Consider the following 18,617-nt stretch of genomic DNA (forward strand, 5'->3'; position numbering starts at 1 on the left):
ACTGTTCGTTCTTACAAGGAGGCGCGACCTTTTCCTATCTTCGATTCGTATGTCTTCTATTTTCGATTCGTACAGTCGTCTCATGCGTTTTCCGCCAGTGATCATTCGCTACGACAGGATCGCTTCGACCAACACGGAGGCGGCAGAACAAGCGCGGCGTGGCGCGCCCGAAGGCGTGTGCATCGTGGCACGCGCGCAAACAAGCGGGCGCGGGCGACAAGGTCGAACGTGGGCATCGCCGCCCGATGCGGGACTCTATTTCAGCATCATCTTGCGCCCAACCGTCGAAGAGCGATGGTGGCCGCTCATCTCTCTGATCGGGGCGCTGGCCGCGCGCGACGCGTTGCGTATCGTCTGTTCTGTAGAAGCGGACATCAAATGGCCCAACGATTTGCTGATCAATGGCAAGAAAATCTGCGGCGTCTTGGCCGAAACGGTTGAGGCCGAAGGCGGGCGCGCATGTGTACTAGGCGTCGGGATCAACTTGCGTTCCATCGGTTGGCCTACAGAACTCGCTGCCTCGGCGACTTCGGTCGAAGCGGAGACCGGAGCTGTTCCCGATGGCGAAAGGCTGTTGCAAGCATTGATAAATGCACTTGATGCGTGGTACGCGCTGCTCCACACCGAGACCGGACCGGAAGCGATTCGTCGCGCGTGGGAGCATCGTTCGAGTTATGCTTTCGGCAAGCGCGTGCGCGTCGCCGTGGAAGGTCGAACGGTTCAGGGGACGACGCGCGGTCTGGAGCCGACAGGTGCGCTCCGCCTCGAAACCGAAAGCGGTGAGATGCTGCACCTTTACTCGGCAGAGATCATGGAGCTACGCGAACTCGAAACGGGCGGCGACCCGGATTCGCGTCGATCGGATCCCGGATAAGAGCGTTCATGTGAGGCAGCGCGCAGCAGAAAAGTTTGGACAACTGGACCGGTCGGTTTAGCGTGCGACTCGATCTTCAGAATGATGCAGAGGCGCGCGCGAAGCGACGAACTTTCGACGAACGTGAGCGGGACGAGAATGACATGACCATGCGGCTCGCGCCATGGGCGCAAGCGCAGATCGAAGAGTTTCTGCGCGCCCACTTACGTGATCAAGAGATTTCGCTTCCCGAGTTGCGCGTTCATACGGGACTGTTTGCGCGGTGGGCGACGCGCCTGATGCGCGCTGGAGGGTTCACCATCGGACGACACATCTTCGTTGCCCCGAAGCTAGTTCGGCGCGATGAGCGCGGGCGCTTGGTTGTTCCGGGGTGGTTGATCGTGCACGAAGCGGTGCACGTTCTCCAGTTTCGGCGCGTGGGCGCGTGTCGGTTGGCGCTCTCTTACGTTGGCACATACTGGCGCGAACTGTGGCGCAGCAGAAGCTTGGGGCGCGAGGCGCGCGTGCGCGCCTACTTCGCCGTGCCGGAAGAGGGGGCCGCTTACGCCGCGACGGAGGCTTTCCTGAACTGGCGCGCACAACAAAGAGAGGGCGCGCGTCAGCTCAAAGCGACTGAAGCGCTAGCGGTTCCTGATCGGCGCGAGCGAGCCGAAGAATGAAGAGCGAAAGAGGGGTCAGCGCTTCTGGTCTTCGATGACGAAGCGCACTTTGCCGCGCGCGATCTCTTCAAGCGCGATGCGCGTCGGTTTGTGTTTTGTGGGATCGAGCGGGACGCGCGGGCTAGCGCCACGCATGATCTGTTTGCTCCGCTCGGCGGCGATGAGAACCAGTCGGTACTTGGAGTCGATCTCAGGTGGCATCTGCTCTTGCAAGCGGATGCTCGGGTTCACTTCGCTAATGGCCTCTTTTCTCCTCATCATCTCTTTCATCATCCTCGGATCAAGATAGATCAACTGCCGCCGTTCTGTCCACTTTGTGCGTTGCCTTGCTCGACGGGCGGGAAGGTCTCCAGCACGCGGCGCACGAGCGCTTCTTGGCGCGGGCGACGGGCGCGCTCAGCATAGATCACGGCGGCCAGTTGCGTAGCGGCGCGTTCGACTTCGTCGTTCAGGATGATGTAGTCGAACTCACAGTAGCGTTCGACCTCAAAGCGCGCGTTGCGCAGCCGCCGTTCGAGATCGGCTGGGGCTTCCGATCCGCGATGCATGAGGCGTTCACGCAAGGTTTCGAACGACGGCGGAATGATGAAGACGGCGATCGCTTCGGCTGCGAGGCGACGCACGCTGGCCGCGCCCTGCACGTCTATTTCAAGGATCACGTCGAGCCCGGCGCGTTGCGCGCGCTCGACTTCGCTCCACGGCGTGCCGTAATAGTTGCCGTGGACGCAAGCCCATTCGAGGAACCCTCCGCCATCGCGCATCCGCTCGAACTCTGCGACCGAAACGAAGTGGTAATCGCGCCCTTCGACTTCGCCCGGGCGCGGCTTGCGCGTCGTCCACGAAACCGAATAGCTCAGGTCAGGAACGGTCTGGCGCACGCGACGGATCAACGTCCCCTTGCCGCCGCCCGAAGGTGAACTGACGACGATGAGCATGCCGCGTCCTTGACTCTCACTCGACATTTTGCGCTTGCTCGCGTAGCTTCTCGATCTCCGCTTTGATGGCTAAGCCGGCCTCTTTGATGGCGATATCGGTCGTCTTCGAGAGGATCGTATTCGCCTCGCGATTCAACTCTTGCAGCAAGAAGTCGAGCTTTTTGCCGACTTCGCCTGCCTCGGCAGCGAGCGCGCGAAACTGAGCGAGATGACTCTTCAAGCGAGCGACTTCCTCGGTGATGTCGCTTCGTTCAGCTAGATAAGCGACCTCTTGCGCAAGCCGCGCTTGATCGAGTTCGATGATGTCGGCTCCGCTGCGCGCTAGGAGTTCGCCGACGCGCCGTTGCAGGCGCGCGCGATAGATCTCGACTTGATCGGCAGCTAAATCTTCGATCACCGGCACCAAGCGCTCGATCTCGGCCAGATGCGCGAGCATCTCGCGCTTGAGCGCTTCGCCTTCGCGCACGCGCATCTGGTCCAGTTCATCGAGCGCCTGCGCGAGCGCTCGGTTGATGCCGTCGATCTCCTCTGCGCTGAGCGACGCGCGAACGGGTTGCAACACGCCCGGCAACCGGACCAGCGCATTGATGTCCGGTTGGGTGGTGAGCGTGAACTCCTTTTGAACCTCGCGCATCGCGTGCAAGATGCCAGCCAGCAGCGCGCGATTGATCTCGTAAGCGATCTCGCCCGTTCGCTCGAATGTGATCGTCGCTTCGACGCGCCCTCGGGCCAAACGCGCGCCCACTGCTTGGCGAACCACCGTTTCAATGCCGGTCAGTTCCGCGCTCGCTCTCAGTTGCAGATCCAGAAAACGGTTGTTGACCGTTTTGAGTTCAACCGTGACGCGGAAGTCGGCGCTCGTCGTTTGTCCGCGCCCGTATCCAGTCATCGACTTCATGTTCTTCGTTTGCTCGGTTGCGCTCGCGCGCAGTCGATTTATCAAGCTTTTGGCTCCGTCCTCCTGATCGCCGCGTCAATGCGCGACCGAAGAATCGGCTCGAAGCTCCTGCTCTTCATTCGACTCCGTCGGTTCCTCGTCGGCGAACTGCAAGGCGTACAAGCGACTGTAGACGCCGCCGCGCGCCAGAAGCTCCTCGTGTGTGCCAGTTTCGACGATCCGTCCGCGTTCCATGACGACGATCAGATCGGCGCGTCTTACCGTCGAGAGCCGGTGAGCGATGACCACCGTCGTGCGTCCCTGCATCAGACGCGCCAATGCGCGCTGGACCAGCCTTTCCGATTCCGCATCGAGCGCTGATGTCGCCTCATCCAAAATGAGCACAGGCGCGTCGGTCAGCACGGCACGCGCGATGGCCAATCGTTGCCTCTGACCGCCCGAAAGGAAGATCCCGCGTTCGCCGATCACCGTATCGTAGCCGTGTGGGAGTTCCATGATGAAATCGTGCGCGAAAGCGATGCGCGCCGCTTCTTCGATCTCTTCATCGGTCGCCTCAGGACGACCGTAGGAGATGTTGTAGCGCACCGTGTCATTGAAAAGCGCCGTCTCTTGCGTGACGATGGCGATTTGGCGACGGAGATCGGCCAACTTCACATCGCGCAGATCGATGCCATCCCACAACACAGCCCCTTCATCCGGATCGTGAAAACGAGGGATGAGTTTGGTCAGCGTCGATTTGCCGCCGCCCGATTCGCCCACGAGCGCGACCACAGCGCCGGCTGGAATGCGCAAGTTGATGCGGCGTAGGATGCTCCGTCGGTCGTTGGCGTAGCCGAACGAGACGTCGCGCAGTTCAATCGCGCGGCGAAGCGGCGCAAGCGGAGCCGCGTCGGGCTTTTCAGCGAGTTCCATCTTTTCGTCCATCACTTCCCAAACGTGGCGCGCCGCGGCGAGCGCTTGCTCCATGCTGTTATGCAAGCGCGAGAGCTTGCGCATCGGGTCGTAACTTGAAAAGAGGAAGAAGAGAAAAGCGAGAAACTGCGCCGACGTCATGCGCCCCGCGACGATTTCGCGCTGGCCGATGAAGAGCAGAAAGACAACGGCCACAACGCCGACCAGTTCGATGGTCGGCGGCGCAAAGCCGACGATGCGCGCCGTGCGCAGATTGGCGCGCGCGATGCGCTCTGCCGCGCGTTGGAAGCGCCGCTGCTCGCGCTCTTCGGCGCAGTAGGCTTTGACGATTTGCTGATTGGCGATCGCTTCTTGCGCTGCGTCGGAAAGCCCTTGCGTGCTTTCGACCGATTCGCGCGCGAGTTTGCGTAGCGAGTTGCCGAAGCGCGTCGTCAACAAGGCGACCACCGGCGCGATCACCAGCGCGCTCAACGTCAACCGCCAAGAGTAGTAGATGGAGGCTCCGAGAAAGATGATGAGCGTGAAAGTTTCGCGCAGCATGTCGCGCAGCGTCGTCGTCACCGCCGTTTCGATGGCGGCAGCAGAAGAGACCAGACGCGAAACGAGGTAGTTCGTTCGGTGGCGCTCGAAGAAATCGGCCGACTGGCGCAGGATGTGCTCGTAAAGATCCCGGCGCAAACGGAGCACAGCCCCTTGTCCGACGCGCGCCATCAAGTAGGTCGAAAGGTATTCGGCCAAACCCTTGGCGATGGTGAAAACAAGCAGCAGCAGCGCGATCGTGCGCCATGCAGCAAAGCCTGAGGATGGGATCAGGTGTTGAAGGCCGAAGAGCGTCGGCGTCCGTTGAGCCGCGCCGGGCTTGAAAGCTTGGTCGAAGATGGGCACAATGAGCGCGCCCATCGCGCTCTGCAGCAGGCCGACGGCGAGCATCGCAATGGTGGCGAGCACGAAGTAGGCCCAATAGGGCCGAAGGTATGCGAGCAAACGTCGTAGGTCGTGCATGGGTCGCCTGCGCGTCGCGTTCATTCGGGCGGGGTCACGATCGAGCGCGGTCGGTAGGTTGCCGACGGTCGCGCTCCGAACGGCAAAGAGCAAATCATACTGAGCGGGGTGCCAAAGCGTCAAGGCGATTGGTTGAAAGGCGCGATCGGTTGGCGCAGATCCGTCGGTCTTTGGATTATAATCTTCAGCCGAATCAAGGTTAGAAGTCATTGCGAAGAGATGATGACGAGTGCCGTGGTTGCTGAAAACGAAAAAGCCGTCCGACGTTTGCTGATCGTCGATGATGACGTGAGCATGCTTCGTCTTTTGGCGGAGTATTTCCGTCGTCTCGGTTACGAGGTCGAGGATGAGGAAAGTGCACAGCGTGCCTTCGAGCATGCGTTGAGGAGCCACTTCGATTGTTTCATCTTCGATGTCGCCATGCCGGAGATGAACGGCATCGAGCTGTTGCGTCGCTTACGCGAGCGCGGTCTGGACACGCCCGCCCTTTTTCTGACGGCGCACGATGCCGTTGAGGACAAGGTCGCCGGTTTTCACGCTGGGGCCGATGACTATCTCGCCAAGCCCTTCGATCCGCGCGAACTCGAAGCGCGCGTCGAAGCCCTCTTGCGCCGGGCCGGGCGTGCGCCGCAGCCCGTGGTCAAAAATCGCATCGTCATCGGCGATCTGGTGATCGATAAGCGACGCCACGAAGTGACAGTCGGCGGCGAGCGCGTTGATTTGACGCCGCTCGAATTCCAAATCCTTGAGCTTTTGGCAAGCGATCCTGGACGCGCGTGGTCGCGCGATGATTTGCTCGATGCCATCTGGAGCACGGATTACGAGGGTTACCAGCGCAACATCGATCCACACATCAACCGCCTGCGCAAAAAGATCGAAGCTGATCCGAAGAACCCGCGTTACCTGCTGACCGTGCGCGGCGTTGGTTACAAGATCAACGATGCGCTGTGAGCGCATGCGCTTCGGCATGGCAAAGCGATTGATCGAACCGGCGAGCGACAAACTTCGAACGGGCGGAGCTCCACACGCTATGCTCCGGCTCAATTGCCGACGAATGTTGCGTCCGCTGCTGAAGATCGCGCGCCGCGTCTCCGAGCGAGACAACCGTGTGTGTGCCGCGCTCTTGCATTTGCGTCCGCCGCTGAAGATCGCGTGCTGCCTTTACCTCGTTTTTGTTCTGCTGCTCGCCTCGAAAAGCCCCCTCCTCGCTTTCGCTGCGCCTTCGCAAGAGAAAGCGGCGGTCAAATTGAGCTGGGCAGAGCGACGCGGAGTGGCGCGCTACCGCTTGCAACTGGCGCGCGACGCCCGCTTCCGTGACATCATCTTCGACCGCGTCGTCTCCGGTACCGAGCACGTCATCGCCGATCTTGAGCCGGGCGATTATTACTGGCGAGTGGCGCCAGCAGAGTACGAGACGGGGCGTTTCTCGACGCCTACGCGCATCAAAATTGGCGACCGTCCCGTACCTTTGCTTCTCGCGCCGCATCATTCTGGCTGGCGCACGCTCACCGGTTGGATTGCCGCGCCGAAGTTCGTCCGCGCGGGCGATTCGACGCTCGTCGTCGGAACGAATCAAAAAGGGGTCACTTATGCGCTCGACGCGCGCACCGGGACGGCCCGGTGGGTCGTTCGACTTGACTTTGATGGTTCTGCCGCTGATGCATGGACGTTGCCGATCCGCGCCACGGATGGTCCGCCGTTGATCGTCGCTTGGAACAGGGCTTTGCTTTTGCTAGATGCGATGACGGGGCGTGAAAAGTGGCGCGCGTCGCTTTCAGCCAGAATCGTTGCGGTGGCGGTCGCAAACGACAATGCTTCATCCGTTCTTGTAGCGACCGCCGGACCGGCTATGCTCGCTTCGTTTGATGTTGCGACGGGGCGGGCAAGGTGGCGCGCTGCGTTAAGAGCAGAACCGCGAGCGCTATGGTGCGATGGAGCAAGCGCGGTCGTCGTGCTCGATGACGGAAGCGCGGAGCACTGGACCGATCAGGGGCAGAGAAAGCGCGCGCTCGCGCTCCAAGCGACGACGGCGCCTGCGCTCGTCGAGACGCGCGACGGACGCTACTTTCTTGTCGGCACCGTTCGTGGACTGGCGGCTGTCTCCTTGGATTTAGCGCGTGTGTTTTGGGAAGTGCCGCTCAGCGCGGCTCCGCGGGGCGAGATAGCGGTTGGGGGAGCAATCGGAACGGAAGAGTCTAAGGCCGCTCTGATCGATCGAGAAAACCGTGTCGTGCTTTTCGATCTCGTTGCGCGTCGTGTCGAGTGGCGAAGGGGCGGAGCCTCGGATGCGCACGCGCCGCTTTTTGCCGATGTCGATGGCGACGGCGAGGCGGATGTGATCGCGGCGGCTGGGCCGGCGTTTGCTGCCGCATGGCGCAGGCGGGACGGCGCTTTGCTGTGGCAAGCGGAAGAATCGGCAACGCTGGCCGAAATTGTGCGGACGCCAGCGGAGCGTTCGCTAGCATTGGTGGAAGGCGGAGACGGGGTGCGTTACGTTGTGGCGAGCGACGACGTCGGATTACGTGCTGCAGCGCTTCCGCCTCAGCCACGTTGAGCGCGCTGGCCGCCGCGAATCGGATGGGACGTTCGCGTGTCAGGACGTTGAGTTGTAGAATGTCCGCTGCTTCCATCAAACAAAGGGCGCGTGACTTGCGAAGATTTCAGAATGCTTTGGAAGATAACGATCGCGTTGTTGTCGGTGTGGTTCATCGGTTGGATCGCGGGCAAAGGCGGCATGTGGCATGTCTTTCTGCTATGTGCCATCGGTGTCGGTTTCGTTCAGTTCGTCGCCGACCGACGAGCGGCGCAAAAATAGGCGCGGCAACATGCGAGCGCATCGAGCGCATCAACAGTTGATGAAGATTCGGCGCGGCGCGACGCTTCGCTTGCGTCCGGCGTGCTCGCTGGGAGCTGTTTTGATGAAGAGGCGATTCTGGTTGCTTTTGAGCGTGATCTTTGCCGTTTCCGCGTCAGCGCAGAATGATATTCCGCGTGAGACGGTCGCCATCACTTATCCACTGGATCGCACGGTCACGGTCCGGTTCCGCGGAACAACGCGACTGCCGCGGCTAAGCGGCGAGGCCAAGATCAAGCGCACTGGACGGCGCGGGACGCGCATCGAGATGAAGATAGAACACCTGCCGCGCGCTTACGAACTTGGCGGGGCATATACGACCTATGTGCTCTGGGCCATCACGCCTGAGGGGCGCACAGACAACCTCGGCGAGATCAAACGCAGCGGGAGCTTTTTGATCGATTCCAAGATCGATGTGACGACGCCGCTGCAAACCTTTGCCTTGATCGTCACGGCGGAGCCCCATTTTCTCGTCCAGACGCCGAGCCGTATGGTTGTGCTCGAAAATTTGCCGCCGCGCGATCCCGGCGAAGTTGAAATCGCCACTGTGCCGGTCCGTTACATCGGTAACACGAGCGACTACTACCGTGAGCTGACCATTCCGGAGGTCGCCGATAGCGATTACACGCAGACGCCGACTTCGCTGCTCGGCGCGCGTCAGGCGGTGAAACTGGCGCGCTTTGCCGGCGCCGAACGCGAAGCGCCGGAAGAGTTGAAAGCTGCCGAGGAACAGCTTCAACAAGCCGAAAGCGCGTGGCGTTTGAAGCAAAAAGATGCCGAGGTCGATGCGCTGGCGCGTCGGGCGACGAGCTTGGCGGTGCGCGCCGAAGAGCTGGCCGTAGCCCGACGCGCCGCACGTCAGCGGCGCGAAGAGATCGCTCGACGCGACGAAGCGGTGCGCGAAGCTGAACGCGCTGCTGCCGACGCGAGCAAAGAGATTTCGCAATTGCGTGAGGCAGTGGAACGCGGCGAGCGCACCCGCGAATTGCTCGAAAGAGATCTCGCCAATGCCAACCAACGCATACGCGATCTGCAGGCGGAGAACGAACGTTTGCGCGAAGAGTTGCAGGGCGCGCGCGCCGAAGCCGAACGAGCGAAGATCGAACTGGCGCGCATTGAAGGCGAGCGGCGCGCTGAAGAGGCTCGTCGTGCGGCGGAACAACGGGCCGCCAAAAGACGCGCTGCCATGCTCAAACTCAAACAGCAATTAGCGCGCTACGGCACGGTGCGCGAAACCGAACGCGGTCTGGTCTTGATCTTGCCGGAGAACGCTTTGTGGACCAGCGCACGCGCCACAGAGCTTTCACCGCGCGCGGCAGCGAAGTTGGAACCGCTGGCGGCGCTGCTCGCTAACTACCCGGACTTTCGCCTCATCATCGAGGCGTACAGCGATGATCGCGGCGATGGCGAAGCGCTGCGCGCCATGACCGAGGAGCGCGCGCGTGCGTTGGCCGCGCGCTTGGTCGCCGCTGGCCTCGACAGCGCACGTATCGAGAGCGTCGGAATGGGAGCGGCAAATCCAGTCGCACCGAACACTACCATCGCAGGACGTGCGCGCAACCGTCGAGCGGAACTGATCTTAGTCCCCGAGACGGAAACGGAACGGACGAGTCGTAACTAGAGGTCAGCGTGATCGGTGACAGGTAAGAAAGCGCCCCTTTTGCCAAAAGAACTCGTTGCGCTTGACGTCGAAGCGGCGCTTCGGAATAATTGAGCTTCGAAAAATGGCGGGGTAGCTCAGTCGGTCAGAGCGTGGGATTCATAACCCCAAGGTCGTGGGTTCGAGCCCCACCCCCGCTACCAAATTTTGGGGCGCACTTGCGCCCCATGATCTTCTGAGGTCGAACGAGAAACACGGCGTCGTGCGCGTGCAAATGGCATCGCTTCGTTCGTCCCGCCGCGTGCGCGTTTCTGGTGGAACTGCTTCGTTCGTCCTACGGCACGGATTGTCTTCGCGGTGTTTAGCGTGCGCTTGGGCGGAATCTCTGAACGCTGCTTGCCGATGGATCACTCGCCGATGATCTTGATGAGCACGCGCTTGCTTCGACGGCCATCGAACTCGCCGTAAAAGATCTGTTCCCAAGGACCGAGGTCGAGTTTGCCATCGGTTACAGCGACCACTACTTCGCGTCCCATGATCTGCCGCTTGTGGTGAGCATCGGCGTTCTCTTCACCGGTGCGGTTATGAAGGTAGCGCTGCGGGCTCGGGTCGTACGGAGCGAGCCATTCGAGCCAGCGTTTGTAGTCTTCATGCAGCCCCGGTTCGTCGTCGTTGATGAAGACGCTGGCCGTGATGTGCATCGCATTGACAAGACAAAGACCTTCGCGAATGCCGCTTTTGCGAACCTCCTCTTCGACCTGTTCCGTGATGCGCACGAAGGCCATGCGCTCCGGAACGTTGAACGTCAGATATTTCGTGTGCGATTTCATCCCTGTTCCTCGACGAATCACCCGCTTGCGGCAGTGTTCGGCCTCTTTCGACTAGCTTACACCGTCCTCACTGCGGTGGCTTCATTACGCCTCGAACAGCTTTGAACAGCTCTCTCCCGCCGCCCTTTCGGCTGCCGCCGAATTTCGGCTTCAAAAACTCCCATCCGATGCACAAGCTCGTCGCCAGTTGACGTTACGTCAAGCGCCTTTCTCTTCAAACTGTTCGGGGAAGAGATCTCTTTCGACCAACTCGCAGATGATGTGGCCGAGCAAATTGTGTGTCTCCTGAATCCGCTGCGTGCTGGTGCTTGGGACGATGAGCGCCAGATCGCACAAGGGGGCTACGCGACCGCCATCGCGCCCTAAAAGGCCGATGATGCGCATGGCGCGTGCGCGCGCGCGTTCGGCGGCGCAGACGATGTTGGGCGAATTGCCAGAGGTTGAGAGCGCTACCAGCACGTCGCCGCGCTCGCCGAGGGCGTCGATCTGGCGGGCGAAGATTTGGGCGAAGGCCGCATCGTTGGAGATGGAAGTAAGGACGCCGCCATCGGTGGCCAGTGCGATCGCGGGCAGCGCGCGTCTGTCGGCGATGATGAAACGGTTGATGAATTCAGCCGCGATGTGCTGCGCGTCGGCGGCAGAACCGCCGTTGCCGCAGAGCAATATTTTGTGGTCGGCGCGAAAGGCGGCGGCGATGATCTCCGCTGCGCGGACGATTTGGTCGGCCTGCTCGGCGAAGAAACGTTCTTTGACTGTTAAGCTTTCGGCGACGATGTTACGTACGATCTCGATCATGATTGCAAAAACGGCGGCGCACGCAACCGTTTGTCGGAGGCGGGCGACGTTTGCGCTCAGTCGTCAGTTCCGGCCAGTAGAGATGGAAGCGGATTCGGCTTCCAAAAGAGCGTGAAGTCGTCAGCCAGCAAAAAGCGGAGGCAGATCCGACTTCGAAAGCGCAAACTTTAACGCCGCGTGCGGCCCTTTAGCAAGCGCCCATCATGCGTGCTTGCGGCGATTGCCATTGCTCCCGTTGAGCACGGCGCGCAAAGCTTGCCCGGTGTAGGAGCGACGCACGCGAGCCACCTCTTCAGGCGTGCCAGCAGCAACGATGCGCCCGCCGCCATCGCCGCCTTCGGGTCCGAGATCGATGACGTGATCGGCTGATTTGATCACGTCAAGGTTATGTTCGATGACGATCACCGTGTTGCCGAGATTGACGAGGCGTTGCAGTACGTCGAGCAATTTGTGCACGTCGGCGAAGTGAAGTCCGGTAGTCGGTTCGTCCAAGATGTAGATCGTTTTGCCAGTCGCGCGACGGGAGAGTTCTTTAGCCAACTTGATGCGCTGCGCCTCGCCGCCCGAAAGCGTCGTCGCTGGCTGGCCCAGTTTGATGTAACCCAATCCGACATCGAGCAGAGTTTGCAGCTTCGGCTTGATCTGCGGGATGTTCTCCAACAGCGGCAGCGCCTCTTCAACCGTGGTGTCGAGCAGATCGGCGATCGATTTGCCCTTGTACTTGATCGACAAGGTTTCGCGGTTGTAGCGTGCGCCGCGGCAGACGTCGCATAGCACGTAAACATCGGGCAGAAAGTTCATCTCGATGCGCTTCAAACCTTCGCCTTCGCACGCTTCGCAGCGCCCGCCCTTGACGTTGAAGGAGAAGCGTCCCGGTTTGTAGCCGCGCTCGCGCGATTCAGGCAGCATCGCGTAAAGTTCGCGAATCGGCGTGAACAATCCCGTGTAGGTCGCTGGATTCGAACGCGGCGTACGTCCGATAGGCGACTGATCGATTTCGATCACTTTGTCAACATGCTCCAGCCCTTCGATCGCCCGGTGCGCGCCCGGTTCGGCGAGCGACCCGTAGAGGTGACGGGATAGCGCGCGGTAGAGTATGTCATCGATCAACGTGGACTTGCCTGAGCCGGAGACGCCCGTGACGACGATGAACAGCCCGAGCGGGAATTCGACATCGATCTCTTTGAGGTTGTTCGCGCACGCGCCGCGCACCCAGATGCTTTTGCCATTTGGACGACGACGGGCCGATGGCACCGGAATCGCCAGCGCGCCGCCGATGTACTGCCCGGTGAGCGAGCGCGGTTCGCGGACGATCTGTTCGGGCGTGCCGGCAGCGACCACCTCGCCGCCATGTGCGCCAGCGCCTGGGCCGAGATCTATGACGAAGTCGGCACGTCGAATCGTCTCTTCGTCGTGTTCGACGACGAGCACCGTGTTGCCGAGGTCGCGCAGCGTCGCGAGCGTGTCGAGCAAGCGCGTGTTGTCGCGCGGATGAAGGCCGATGGACGGCTCATCGAGCACGTAAAGAACGCCACGCAGTTGCGATCCGATCTGCGTCGCCAGACGGATGCGCTGTCCTTCGCCGCCCGAAAGCGTCGCCGATGGCCGGTCGAGCGTCAGGTAGCCGAGTCCGACTGTGGCGAGGAAACGCAGCCGACTTTTGATCTCGCGCAGCACGAGGCCAGCGATCTGCTCTTCCCGTTCGGTCAATCGAAGGCGGTCGAACGCTTTGATCGCCTCCTCCACTGTCAGCGCCGTGTAGTCGGCGATGCCGCGTCCGCCGACCTTGACGGCGAGCGATTCGGGCTGCAAGCGTTTGCCATGACAGTCTGGACATTCTGCTGGTGAGACGAGTTCTTCCAACGCGAGCCGGATCTTCTCCGACGGCGGATCGTTCAGCCGCTCGCGCAAGAAACGGAGTGCGCCGCGCCATTCGCTTCGATACTGGTACTGCCCTTGACGAAAATAGATCTCGCCGGGAAGACCATAAAAGAAGGCGTCGCGCGCCGCTTTCGGCAGCTCGCCGAAAGGCATGTGCGGATCGAGGTCGAAGTGTTCGAGCAGCGAGGCGAGCGCGCTCTTCAAGTAAGACGAAGCTTGGCGATCAGCCGTTCCTAAAAAATCGAGCTTGTTGGCCGGTTGCGTCGCATCCGCGATCAGCTTAGCCGGATCAATTTCAAGCACCGTGCCAAGTCCATGACATCTTTTACACGCGCCGTACGCCGAGTTGAACGAAAAAGAGCGCGGCTCGAGCGGCGGGATGTTGATGCCGCAGTTGACGCAAGCCATCTTCTCCGAATAGAGCCGTTCATCGCCATCAACGACGGAGACGATGACGGCGCCGCCCGTCAACTTCAGCGCGGTGCGTACCGATTCGGTCAAACGCTCGGCGATGCCCGGCTTGATCAAGAGCCGATCGACAACGGCTTCAATGGTGTGGTTGCGTCGTTTGTCAAGACGCACCTCTTCATCGAGCGAAACGAGTTCACCATCAACGCGCGCGCGCATGAACCCATCTTTGGCGAGCTTTTCGAGTTCTTTTCTGAATTCGCCTTTACGCCCGCGCACGACCGGCGCCAAGATCATCACTCGTTCGCCCTCGGGCAACGCGAGCACGCTTTGCACGATCTGTTCGACGGATTGGCGCGTAATGGGAGCGCCGCAGCGGTGACAGTGCGGCTGACCGATCGAGGAGAAGAGCAAGCGCAGGTAGTCGTAGATCTCGGTCACCGTGCCGACGGTCGAACGAGGGCTGCGCGAGACGGTCTTCTGCTCGATGGAGATGGCTGGCGACAGCCCTTCGACCGAATCGACGTCGGGTCGTTCGAGCTGATCCAAGAACTGCCGTGCGTAGGCCGAAAGCGACTCGACATATCGTCGCTGTCCCTCGGCGTAGATGGTATCGAACGCCAGCGACGATTTGCCCGAACCGGAAAGACCGGTGATCACCGTCAAGCGGTCGCGCGGGATCTCAACATCGATGTTTTTCAGGTTGTGCTGGCGCGCGCCGCGCACCGTGATGCGGTCGATGGCCATGATCGGAAGATCTTCTCGCCCCCTTGTGAAGCGTCGAGCATAACGAAGAAAACCTTATTGTAAGTTGATCTTCGAGCTGCAAGCAAGGCAAAACACCGCCGCATGGCGTTCGGTCTTTATCACTCGTTGATCGCGCAAGATCAGGGGGACGTTGAGGAATCGTTCGAGAGCGAGAGACTCGAACGAAGCTGACCGCACGCCTCGCCGAAGCCTGTTCTTGACACACCATGAGGCGCGGCATACACTTCGTGCCAGAACGACGCCCCTTTGCGTTTGAGCAGATGCGCTTCGCTCGCCGAAGCGGCGCGGTTCGGTCTTTCAGCCAGGTGGAGTTTCGATCGGTGAATCTGCCCAATGCGCTGACGATCTCGCGGATCTTCGTCGTCCCGTTGCTGGTCGTCGTCTTGTTGACCCCTTTTTCGGAAGACTGGTTGGGCGTGCCGCGTCACATCGCAGGCGTGACTCTTTTTCTCGGGGCGGCCTTCACAGACTTTCTCGATGGGCATTTGGCGCGCAGTCGCCGACAAGTCTCCAAACTCGGCAAGCTTCTCGATCCCATCGCCGATAAGTTGCTCATCTCGGCGGCGTTGATCTCTTTGGTCGAGAACCGTCTAGCGCCCGCTTGGGCGGTGGTCCTCATCATCGGACGCGAGTTCGCCGTGTCGGGATTGCGTTCCATCGCGGCGGTGGACGGCGTGGTGATTGCCGCGTCGCGCATGGGCAAGTTGAAGATGTTGGCGCAAGTGGCAGCAATCACGCTGCTCATCCTGTCGAGCGTATCGGGCGCGCCTCCGGTCACCAACTTCGGGCAAGCCTTCCCGGCGGTGGAGTTTTGGACCGTGCCTGAACTCCGTCAAGCTACCGCGCATCTTTTCGGCGAGGCGAAGATGACGATGACCGATTGGCAGGTTCTCCTCTACACGGCAGGACGCGCTATGTTGTGGGTCGTGGTGATCACTGCGTGCGCCTCCATGATCCAATACTTTCGCGCCTTTTTCCGGATCAACGTTGAGCGCGAGATCCATGACGCCGAAGCCCTCGGCGCGAAGACAGAGGCGCGTCCGCAACCTTAAACATCGGAATTCGACCCCACTCCTTCGCCCACGAACGGATCGCCGCGTGAAGCGCGCCCACAACCTGAAAGCGTTGGGAATTCGACGGGCGAAGATGCGAAGAGCGCAGAACCGAAGGTCTGGCTCTGCGCTCGCACCGCAGTTTAAATTGCTCTTGAACGCGCTCTCGTGCGCACGTGATATACGCTCCGTGTGCGAACGTGATCTTATCTCGTTTAAATTGCTCTTGAACGCGCTCTCGTGCGCACGGATCCGTTCGGCGCGCACCACGGTTCAACGCACCCACTCGAATCGTGTTGCTGTGCGCGCACTACAGTCCAATGCGCTCGCAAAGCCGGGTCTTTCGGCCCCGCGCGTTATTTCACCTCGACGTAATCTCCCGTAATCACTTCCTGCGCCGTCTGCGTGATGATCGCGGTGGAAGCGCGCCGTTGGACGTTGGTAACGACGAGTTCGCCGACGATCTTGCGCGGAAGCGGCGGACGCCGCCCTTTGATCTCAGGCACGCTCACGGTCGGGCCGTAGACGCCAGTGGTGTTGCCGTCTTTGACGCGCAGCGCTTGATTGGAGAACTTGCCGCCGCGGAAGCGATGGCTTTCAAAACCGCCGCTGGCGGCGACCGTTACCTCATCGTCGCGAAAGCGCGTCACGTTGCCTGTGCCCACCGGGCGGTAGATGATCAAACGGTCCCCAGGGCGCAAGCCATCCTCTTCGCCGAGGTCGATGAAGACCACTTGATTAGCCGAGAGCATCTCGCGTCCATCGCGCGCCAGCACGATGCGTCCGCGCTGTTTGTTGCTCGGGTCGGCAAAACGGGCGAGCGTCGGTTCGGCGGGCAAAGAAGCTGCCGGGCGCGGATAGCTTGCGCGCAATAGGTCGCCGAGCAAGATGGTCTCGCACGATTGCACGACCTGCGCCACTGAAACGCGGTCCTTGACCTCGACGACGCGCAAACGGCCGATCTCTTGCGTGTAGACTCCGAGCCAGCCTTTCTTGCGCGTAAAGGCTGGCCGAAACTGCCCTCGCGGGCGAATCACGGAGAACTCTTGCCCAGGGCGAATCCCTTGATTCGCTCCGGCATTGATGTAAACGAAATCTCCTTGCGCATAGACGCGCCGCTCTTGCTCTTCTTCGCCGCCGACGATCTCGAAGCGGTAGGGTGCCGGCGCGTACTCGATGAATCCGGCGCAATAAAGTTCCGTCTCTTTGGCTTTCGGCGGAGCGGACGGCGATGCCGGAGTTTGCGCGTGCGCGTTCAGACAAACCAAACCGAAAACGACGGCGAGCAGATGAACGCGAATCAGGTTCTTGGTTTTCACTGTCTTCAGGCTCCTTGAAGAAATCTTCGCAGTGGCGTAATTCCCAAATGGCAAAACAGAAGGTGAGGTCAACGGGGCAGTGGCCTTGCGCCACCAGTGAACATCCTAGCCTTTCGCGGCGGAAGCGTCAATGCCTTTCTTTGAAACTGGAGCAGGCCCACTGCGCAAGCGAACTCGAGGCGACGTGGACTGGTCCAACGGCTGGACCAGCGCGCAGAAGAAAAATCTTGACCCCGAAGGCAAAGAGCCGAAGCCGATCAATCTTGTGATCGAAGGGACGACGGCCCGCACGGATCGGGAGACGATCCTTGGGGCGGATGATCGCGCCAGCGTCGCCATGGTGCTCTATCTGGCCCACTTTGCCAAGATCACGGCTCTTTACTTGCTCTTCTCCGGCGAGGAGATTGGAAGAAAAGGTTCTTCCGCGTGGGTTAAAGAGCACGATGGGATGTTGCAGGGGGTGCGCTTCGCCATTCAAGTCGATAGGCGCGGCAAAACAGAGATCATCACGCATCAGGAGGACGAAAGGTGCGTCAGCGACGCGTTTGCCGAAGCTTTGGCCCGCGAGTTGGGCATGGGGCATAAACCAAGCGATAAAGGTCGTTACGCCGACACGTTCGAACTGCGGAAGCACGTGCCGGTGAACATCGCCGCTGGCTACGAGAACCAACACGAAAAAAGAGGAGACGCAGGATCTAGATTACCTCGCGCGCTTGTGCGCACGACTCGCGCGCGTTGGCTACGCGAAGCTTCCTATCGAGAGGGAGCTTGAGTGATCGAGCCTGCGAAGCGCAAGTTGTGGCGCGCGATCATTTGAGCGTTTGCGTCCGAGCGCCTATGCGGAAAGGCACCCGCCTTTTGCCTCGACGGAGCAAGGGGCGAAAGCCTTTCGTCTCAACAAACGGCGGACCTAAGTGTGGTCCTCCTAGCCGCTTTGAGGCTAAGGCTTGGGCTCGTGTCGCGCCTGTATCGCCGCTTACTGGGCGCTTTGGGGCTGCTTTGAGGTCGGCGTTTGGAGTGACGGTTCACGACCGTCGCGTGGCAAGAAGCGTTTTGCGCGTGATTGCATGTGGGCGCTTGCCTTTCCGTAAAAGCGTTGTTAATATTTGAAGTTTGTCGGAAGGGGTTGAGAACTGCTTGAAAAAAGCAGACTATTTTGCTCGATAGGTTGGCCGTCAAAGCCGACCCTGTCGGCGGGGCTTCCGGGGAGTGACGAGCGGTGGACATCGGAAGAGCGCCGATGGATGAAGCAGGGAGCGACTGCGGCGTATGGATGAGACGGCGGAGTTGCAGGACGGCTCAGGTAAATGATCTTCCCCTTCCTTGGGCCGGTGTAGCTCAGCTGGTAGAGCAGCTGATTTGTAATCAGCGGGTCGGGGGTTCGAATCCCTTCACCGGCTCCAAAGTTTGACGAGTTCTCAGTGCAGGGGTGGTCGAGTGGTTAATGGCACCGGGCTGTAAACCCGGCGGGCTTCACTGCCCTACGCAGGTTCGAATCCTGCCCCCTGCACCAGGTGAGCGGGCGTAGCTCAGTTGGTAGAGCATCAGCCTTCCAAGCTGAGGGTCGCGAGTTCGAGTCTCGTCGCCCGCTCCATTGAAATTCTTGATTCGAGGTCACCACCATCGCGGGCCCGCGTAGCTCAGGGGTAGAGCGCATCCTTGGTAAGGATGAGGTCACGGGTTCAATCCCCGTCGCGGGCTCCAAGGTCAACTAGACCCGATATCCATCAACGAAGCGATTCCAAAGAACTTTTCCGAACGGAGAGAACGAAGACAAGATGAGCAAAGAGCGGTTTGACCGGACGAAGCCACACGTGAACATCGGGACGA

General features: G+C 60.5%; 16 protein-coding genes and 5 tRNA genes. 13 read left to right on the forward strand and 8 right to left on the reverse strand.

The window, feature by feature from the left end; genetic code table 11:
- The first annotated feature begins 82 nt into the window (after positions 1 to 82).
- Entirely contained in the window at positions 83 to 874 is a 792-nt protein-coding gene (locus C4334_RS10465; RefSeq protein WP_352432035.1) for a biotin--[acetyl-CoA-carboxylase] ligase, read from the forward strand.
- Positions 875 to 1,017: 143 nt separating this feature from the next.
- Positions 1,018 to 1,533, forward strand: coding sequence for an eCIS core domain-containing protein (locus C4334_RS10470; protein ID WP_352432036.1), 516 nt, complete (start codon positions 1,018 to 1,020; stop codon positions 1,531 to 1,533).
- A gap of 15 nt (positions 1,534 to 1,548) precedes the next feature.
- On the opposite strand, the gene rpoZ is transcribed toward C4334_RS10470, so the two are convergent.
- The 4 genes from rpoZ to C4334_RS10490 all read right to left on the reverse strand — a co-directional run bounded on the left by rpoZ (position 1,549) and on the right by C4334_RS10490 (position 5,280).
- On the reverse strand, positions 1,549 to 1,794 hold the full coding sequence (gene rpoZ / locus C4334_RS10475) for a DNA-directed RNA polymerase subunit omega (protein WP_352432037.1): 246 nt from the start codon (positions 1,792 to 1,794) through the stop codon (positions 1,549 to 1,551).
- A gap of 29 nt (positions 1,795 to 1,823) precedes the next feature.
- The gene (gene gmk / locus C4334_RS10480) at positions 1,824 to 2,495 is read right to left on the reverse strand and encodes a guanylate kinase (protein WP_352432038.1); all 672 of its coding nucleotides are present in this window, start codon (positions 2,493 to 2,495) and stop codon (positions 1,824 to 1,826) included.
- Positions 2,485 to 3,366 carry a YicC/YloC family endoribonuclease gene (locus C4334_RS10485; RefSeq protein WP_352432039.1) on the reverse strand — a complete coding sequence of 294 codons (882 nt, stop codon included), beginning with the start codon at positions 3,364 to 3,366 and terminating at the stop codon, positions 2,485 to 2,487. The genes gmk and C4334_RS10485 overlap by 11 nt, the downstream gene beginning before the upstream one ends.
- A gap of 75 nt (positions 3,367 to 3,441) precedes the next feature.
- Complete coding sequence (locus C4334_RS10490; RefSeq protein WP_352432040.1) at positions 3,442 to 5,280, reverse strand: ABC transporter ATP-binding protein; 1,839 nt, start codon at positions 5,278 to 5,280, stop codon at positions 3,442 to 3,444.
- Positions 5,281 to 5,499: 219 nt separating this feature from the next.
- On the opposite strand from C4334_RS10490, the gene C4334_RS10495 reads away from it, so the two are divergent.
- The 5 genes from C4334_RS10495 (at position 5,500) to C4334_RS10515 (ending at position 9,937) form a co-directional block, all read left to right on the forward strand.
- Complete coding sequence (locus C4334_RS10495; RefSeq protein ID WP_352432041.1) at positions 5,500 to 6,231, forward strand: response regulator transcription factor; 732 nt, start codon at positions 5,500 to 5,502, stop codon at positions 6,229 to 6,231.
- 103 nt (positions 6,232 to 6,334) lie between these two features.
- Entirely contained in the window at positions 6,335 to 7,834 is a 1,500-nt protein-coding gene (locus tag C4334_RS10500) for an outer membrane protein assembly factor BamB family protein (protein WP_352432042.1), read from the forward strand.
- 111 nt (positions 7,835 to 7,945) lie between these two features.
- Complete coding sequence (locus C4334_RS10505; protein ID WP_352432043.1) at positions 7,946 to 8,095, forward strand: hypothetical protein; 150 nt, start codon at positions 7,946 to 7,948, stop codon at positions 8,093 to 8,095.
- Positions 8,096 to 8,198: 103 nt separating this feature from the next.
- Positions 8,199 to 9,755, forward strand: a complete 1,557-nt coding sequence (locus tag C4334_RS10510) for an OmpA family protein (protein WP_352432044.1) — start codon at positions 8,199 to 8,201, stop codon at positions 9,753 to 9,755.
- A gap of 105 nt (positions 9,756 to 9,860) precedes the next feature.
- A tRNA-Met gene (locus tag C4334_RS10515) sits at positions 9,861 to 9,937 on the forward strand.
- 204 nt (positions 9,938 to 10,141) lie between these two features.
- Here the strand turns inward: C4334_RS10515 and C4334_RS10520 are convergent.
- From C4334_RS10520 to uvrA, 3 genes are all read right to left on the reverse strand, one after another.
- Positions 10,142 to 10,564: a secondary thiamine-phosphate synthase enzyme YjbQ gene (locus C4334_RS10520; RefSeq protein ID WP_352432045.1), complete on the reverse strand. Its 423-nt coding sequence runs from the start codon at positions 10,562 to 10,564 to the stop codon at positions 10,142 to 10,144.
- A 198-nt stretch (positions 10,565 to 10,762) separates the two neighbouring features.
- The gene (locus tag C4334_RS10525) at positions 10,763 to 11,359 is read right to left on the reverse strand and encodes a D-sedoheptulose-7-phosphate isomerase (protein WP_352432046.1); all 597 of its coding nucleotides are present in this window, start codon (positions 11,357 to 11,359) and stop codon (positions 10,763 to 10,765) included.
- A gap of 201 nt (positions 11,360 to 11,560) precedes the next feature.
- Entirely contained in the window at positions 11,561 to 14,395 is a 2,835-nt protein-coding gene (gene uvrA, locus C4334_RS10530) for an excinuclease ABC subunit UvrA (protein ID WP_352432047.1), read from the reverse strand.
- 326 nt (positions 14,396 to 14,721) lie between these two features.
- On the opposite strand from uvrA, the gene pgsA reads away from it, so the two are divergent.
- Entirely contained in the window at positions 14,722 to 15,468 is a 747-nt protein-coding gene (gene pgsA, locus C4334_RS10535; RefSeq protein WP_352432048.1) for a CDP-diacylglycerol--glycerol-3-phosphate 3-phosphatidyltransferase, read from the forward strand.
- 356 nt (positions 15,469 to 15,824) lie between these two features.
- Here pgsA and C4334_RS10540 read toward each other — a convergent pair whose 3' ends face one another.
- Positions 15,825 to 16,787: a FlgT C-terminal domain-containing protein gene (locus C4334_RS10540; protein ID WP_352432049.1), complete on the reverse strand. Its 963-nt coding sequence runs from the start codon at positions 16,785 to 16,787 to the stop codon at positions 15,825 to 15,827.
- A gap of 130 nt (positions 16,788 to 16,917) precedes the next feature.
- Here C4334_RS10540 and C4334_RS10545 point away from each other — a divergent pair, with 130 nt between their 5' ends.
- The 5 genes from C4334_RS10545 (at position 16,918) to C4334_RS10565 (ending at position 18,491) form a co-directional block, all read left to right on the forward strand.
- Positions 16,918 to 17,559, forward strand: coding sequence for a zinc-binding metallopeptidase family protein (locus tag C4334_RS10545; RefSeq protein ID WP_352432050.1), 642 nt, complete (start codon positions 16,918 to 16,920; stop codon positions 17,557 to 17,559).
- 555 nt (positions 17,560 to 18,114) lie between these two features.
- Positions 18,115 to 18,190 (forward strand) — tRNA-Thr (locus tag C4334_RS10550).
- 20 nt (positions 18,191 to 18,210) lie between these two features.
- A tRNA-Tyr gene (locus C4334_RS10555) sits at positions 18,211 to 18,300 on the forward strand.
- Between the two features lie 5 nt (positions 18,301 to 18,305).
- Positions 18,306 to 18,381 (forward strand) — tRNA-Gly (locus C4334_RS10560).
- 35 nt (positions 18,382 to 18,416) lie between these two features.
- A tRNA-Thr gene (locus C4334_RS10565) sits at positions 18,417 to 18,491 on the forward strand.
- Positions 18,492 to 18,617: the final 126 nt, after the last annotated feature.

This window comes from Pyrinomonas sp. (assembly GCF_040289685.1).
Classification (GTDB): domain Bacteria; phylum Acidobacteriota; class Blastocatellia; order Pyrinomonadales; family Pyrinomonadaceae; genus Pyrinomonas.

Coding starts and splice junctions, on each gene's coding strand:
- C4334_RS10495 (WP_352432041.1), top strand. CDS start 5,500: ATGATGACGAGTGCCGTGGTTGCTGAAAACGAAAAAGCCGTCCGACGT.
- gmk (WP_352432038.1), bottom strand. CDS start 2,495: ATGTCGAGTGAGAGTCAAGGACGCGGCATGCTCATCGTCGTCAGTTCA.
- C4334_RS10465 (WP_352432035.1), top strand. CDS start 83: ATGCGTTTTCCGCCAGTGATCATTCGCTACGACAGGATCGCTTCGACC.
- C4334_RS10520 (WP_352432045.1), bottom strand. CDS start 10,564: ATGAAATCGCACACGAAATATCTGACGTTCAACGTTCCGGAGCGCATG.
- rpoZ (WP_352432037.1), bottom strand. CDS start 1,794: ATGATGAGGAGAAAAGAGGCCATTAGCGAAGTGAACCCGAGCATCCGC.
- uvrA (WP_352432047.1), bottom strand. CDS start 14,395: ATGGCCATCGACCGCATCACGGTGCGCGGCGCGCGCCAGCACAACCTG.
- C4334_RS10485 (WP_352432039.1), bottom strand. CDS start 3,366: ATGAAGTCGATGACTGGATACGGGCGCGGACAAACGACGAGCGCCGAC.
- C4334_RS10490 (WP_352432040.1), bottom strand. CDS start 5,280: ATGCACGACCTACGACGTTTGCTCGCATACCTTCGGCCCTATTGGGCC.
- C4334_RS10545 (WP_352432050.1), top strand. CDS start 16,918: ATGCCTTTCTTTGAAACTGGAGCAGGCCCACTGCGCAAGCGAACTCGA.
- C4334_RS10500 (WP_352432042.1), top strand. CDS start 6,335: ATGTTGCGTCCGCTGCTGAAGATCGCGCGCCGCGTCTCCGAGCGAGAC.
- C4334_RS10505 (WP_352432043.1), top strand. CDS start 7,946: ATGCTTTGGAAGATAACGATCGCGTTGTTGTCGGTGTGGTTCATCGGT.
- C4334_RS10470 (WP_352432036.1), top strand. CDS start 1,018: ATGACCATGCGGCTCGCGCCATGGGCGCAAGCGCAGATCGAAGAGTTT.
- C4334_RS10510 (WP_352432044.1), top strand. CDS start 8,199: ATGAAGAGGCGATTCTGGTTGCTTTTGAGCGTGATCTTTGCCGTTTCC.
- C4334_RS10525 (WP_352432046.1), bottom strand. CDS start 11,359: ATGATCGAGATCGTACGTAACATCGTCGCCGAAAGCTTAACAGTCAAA.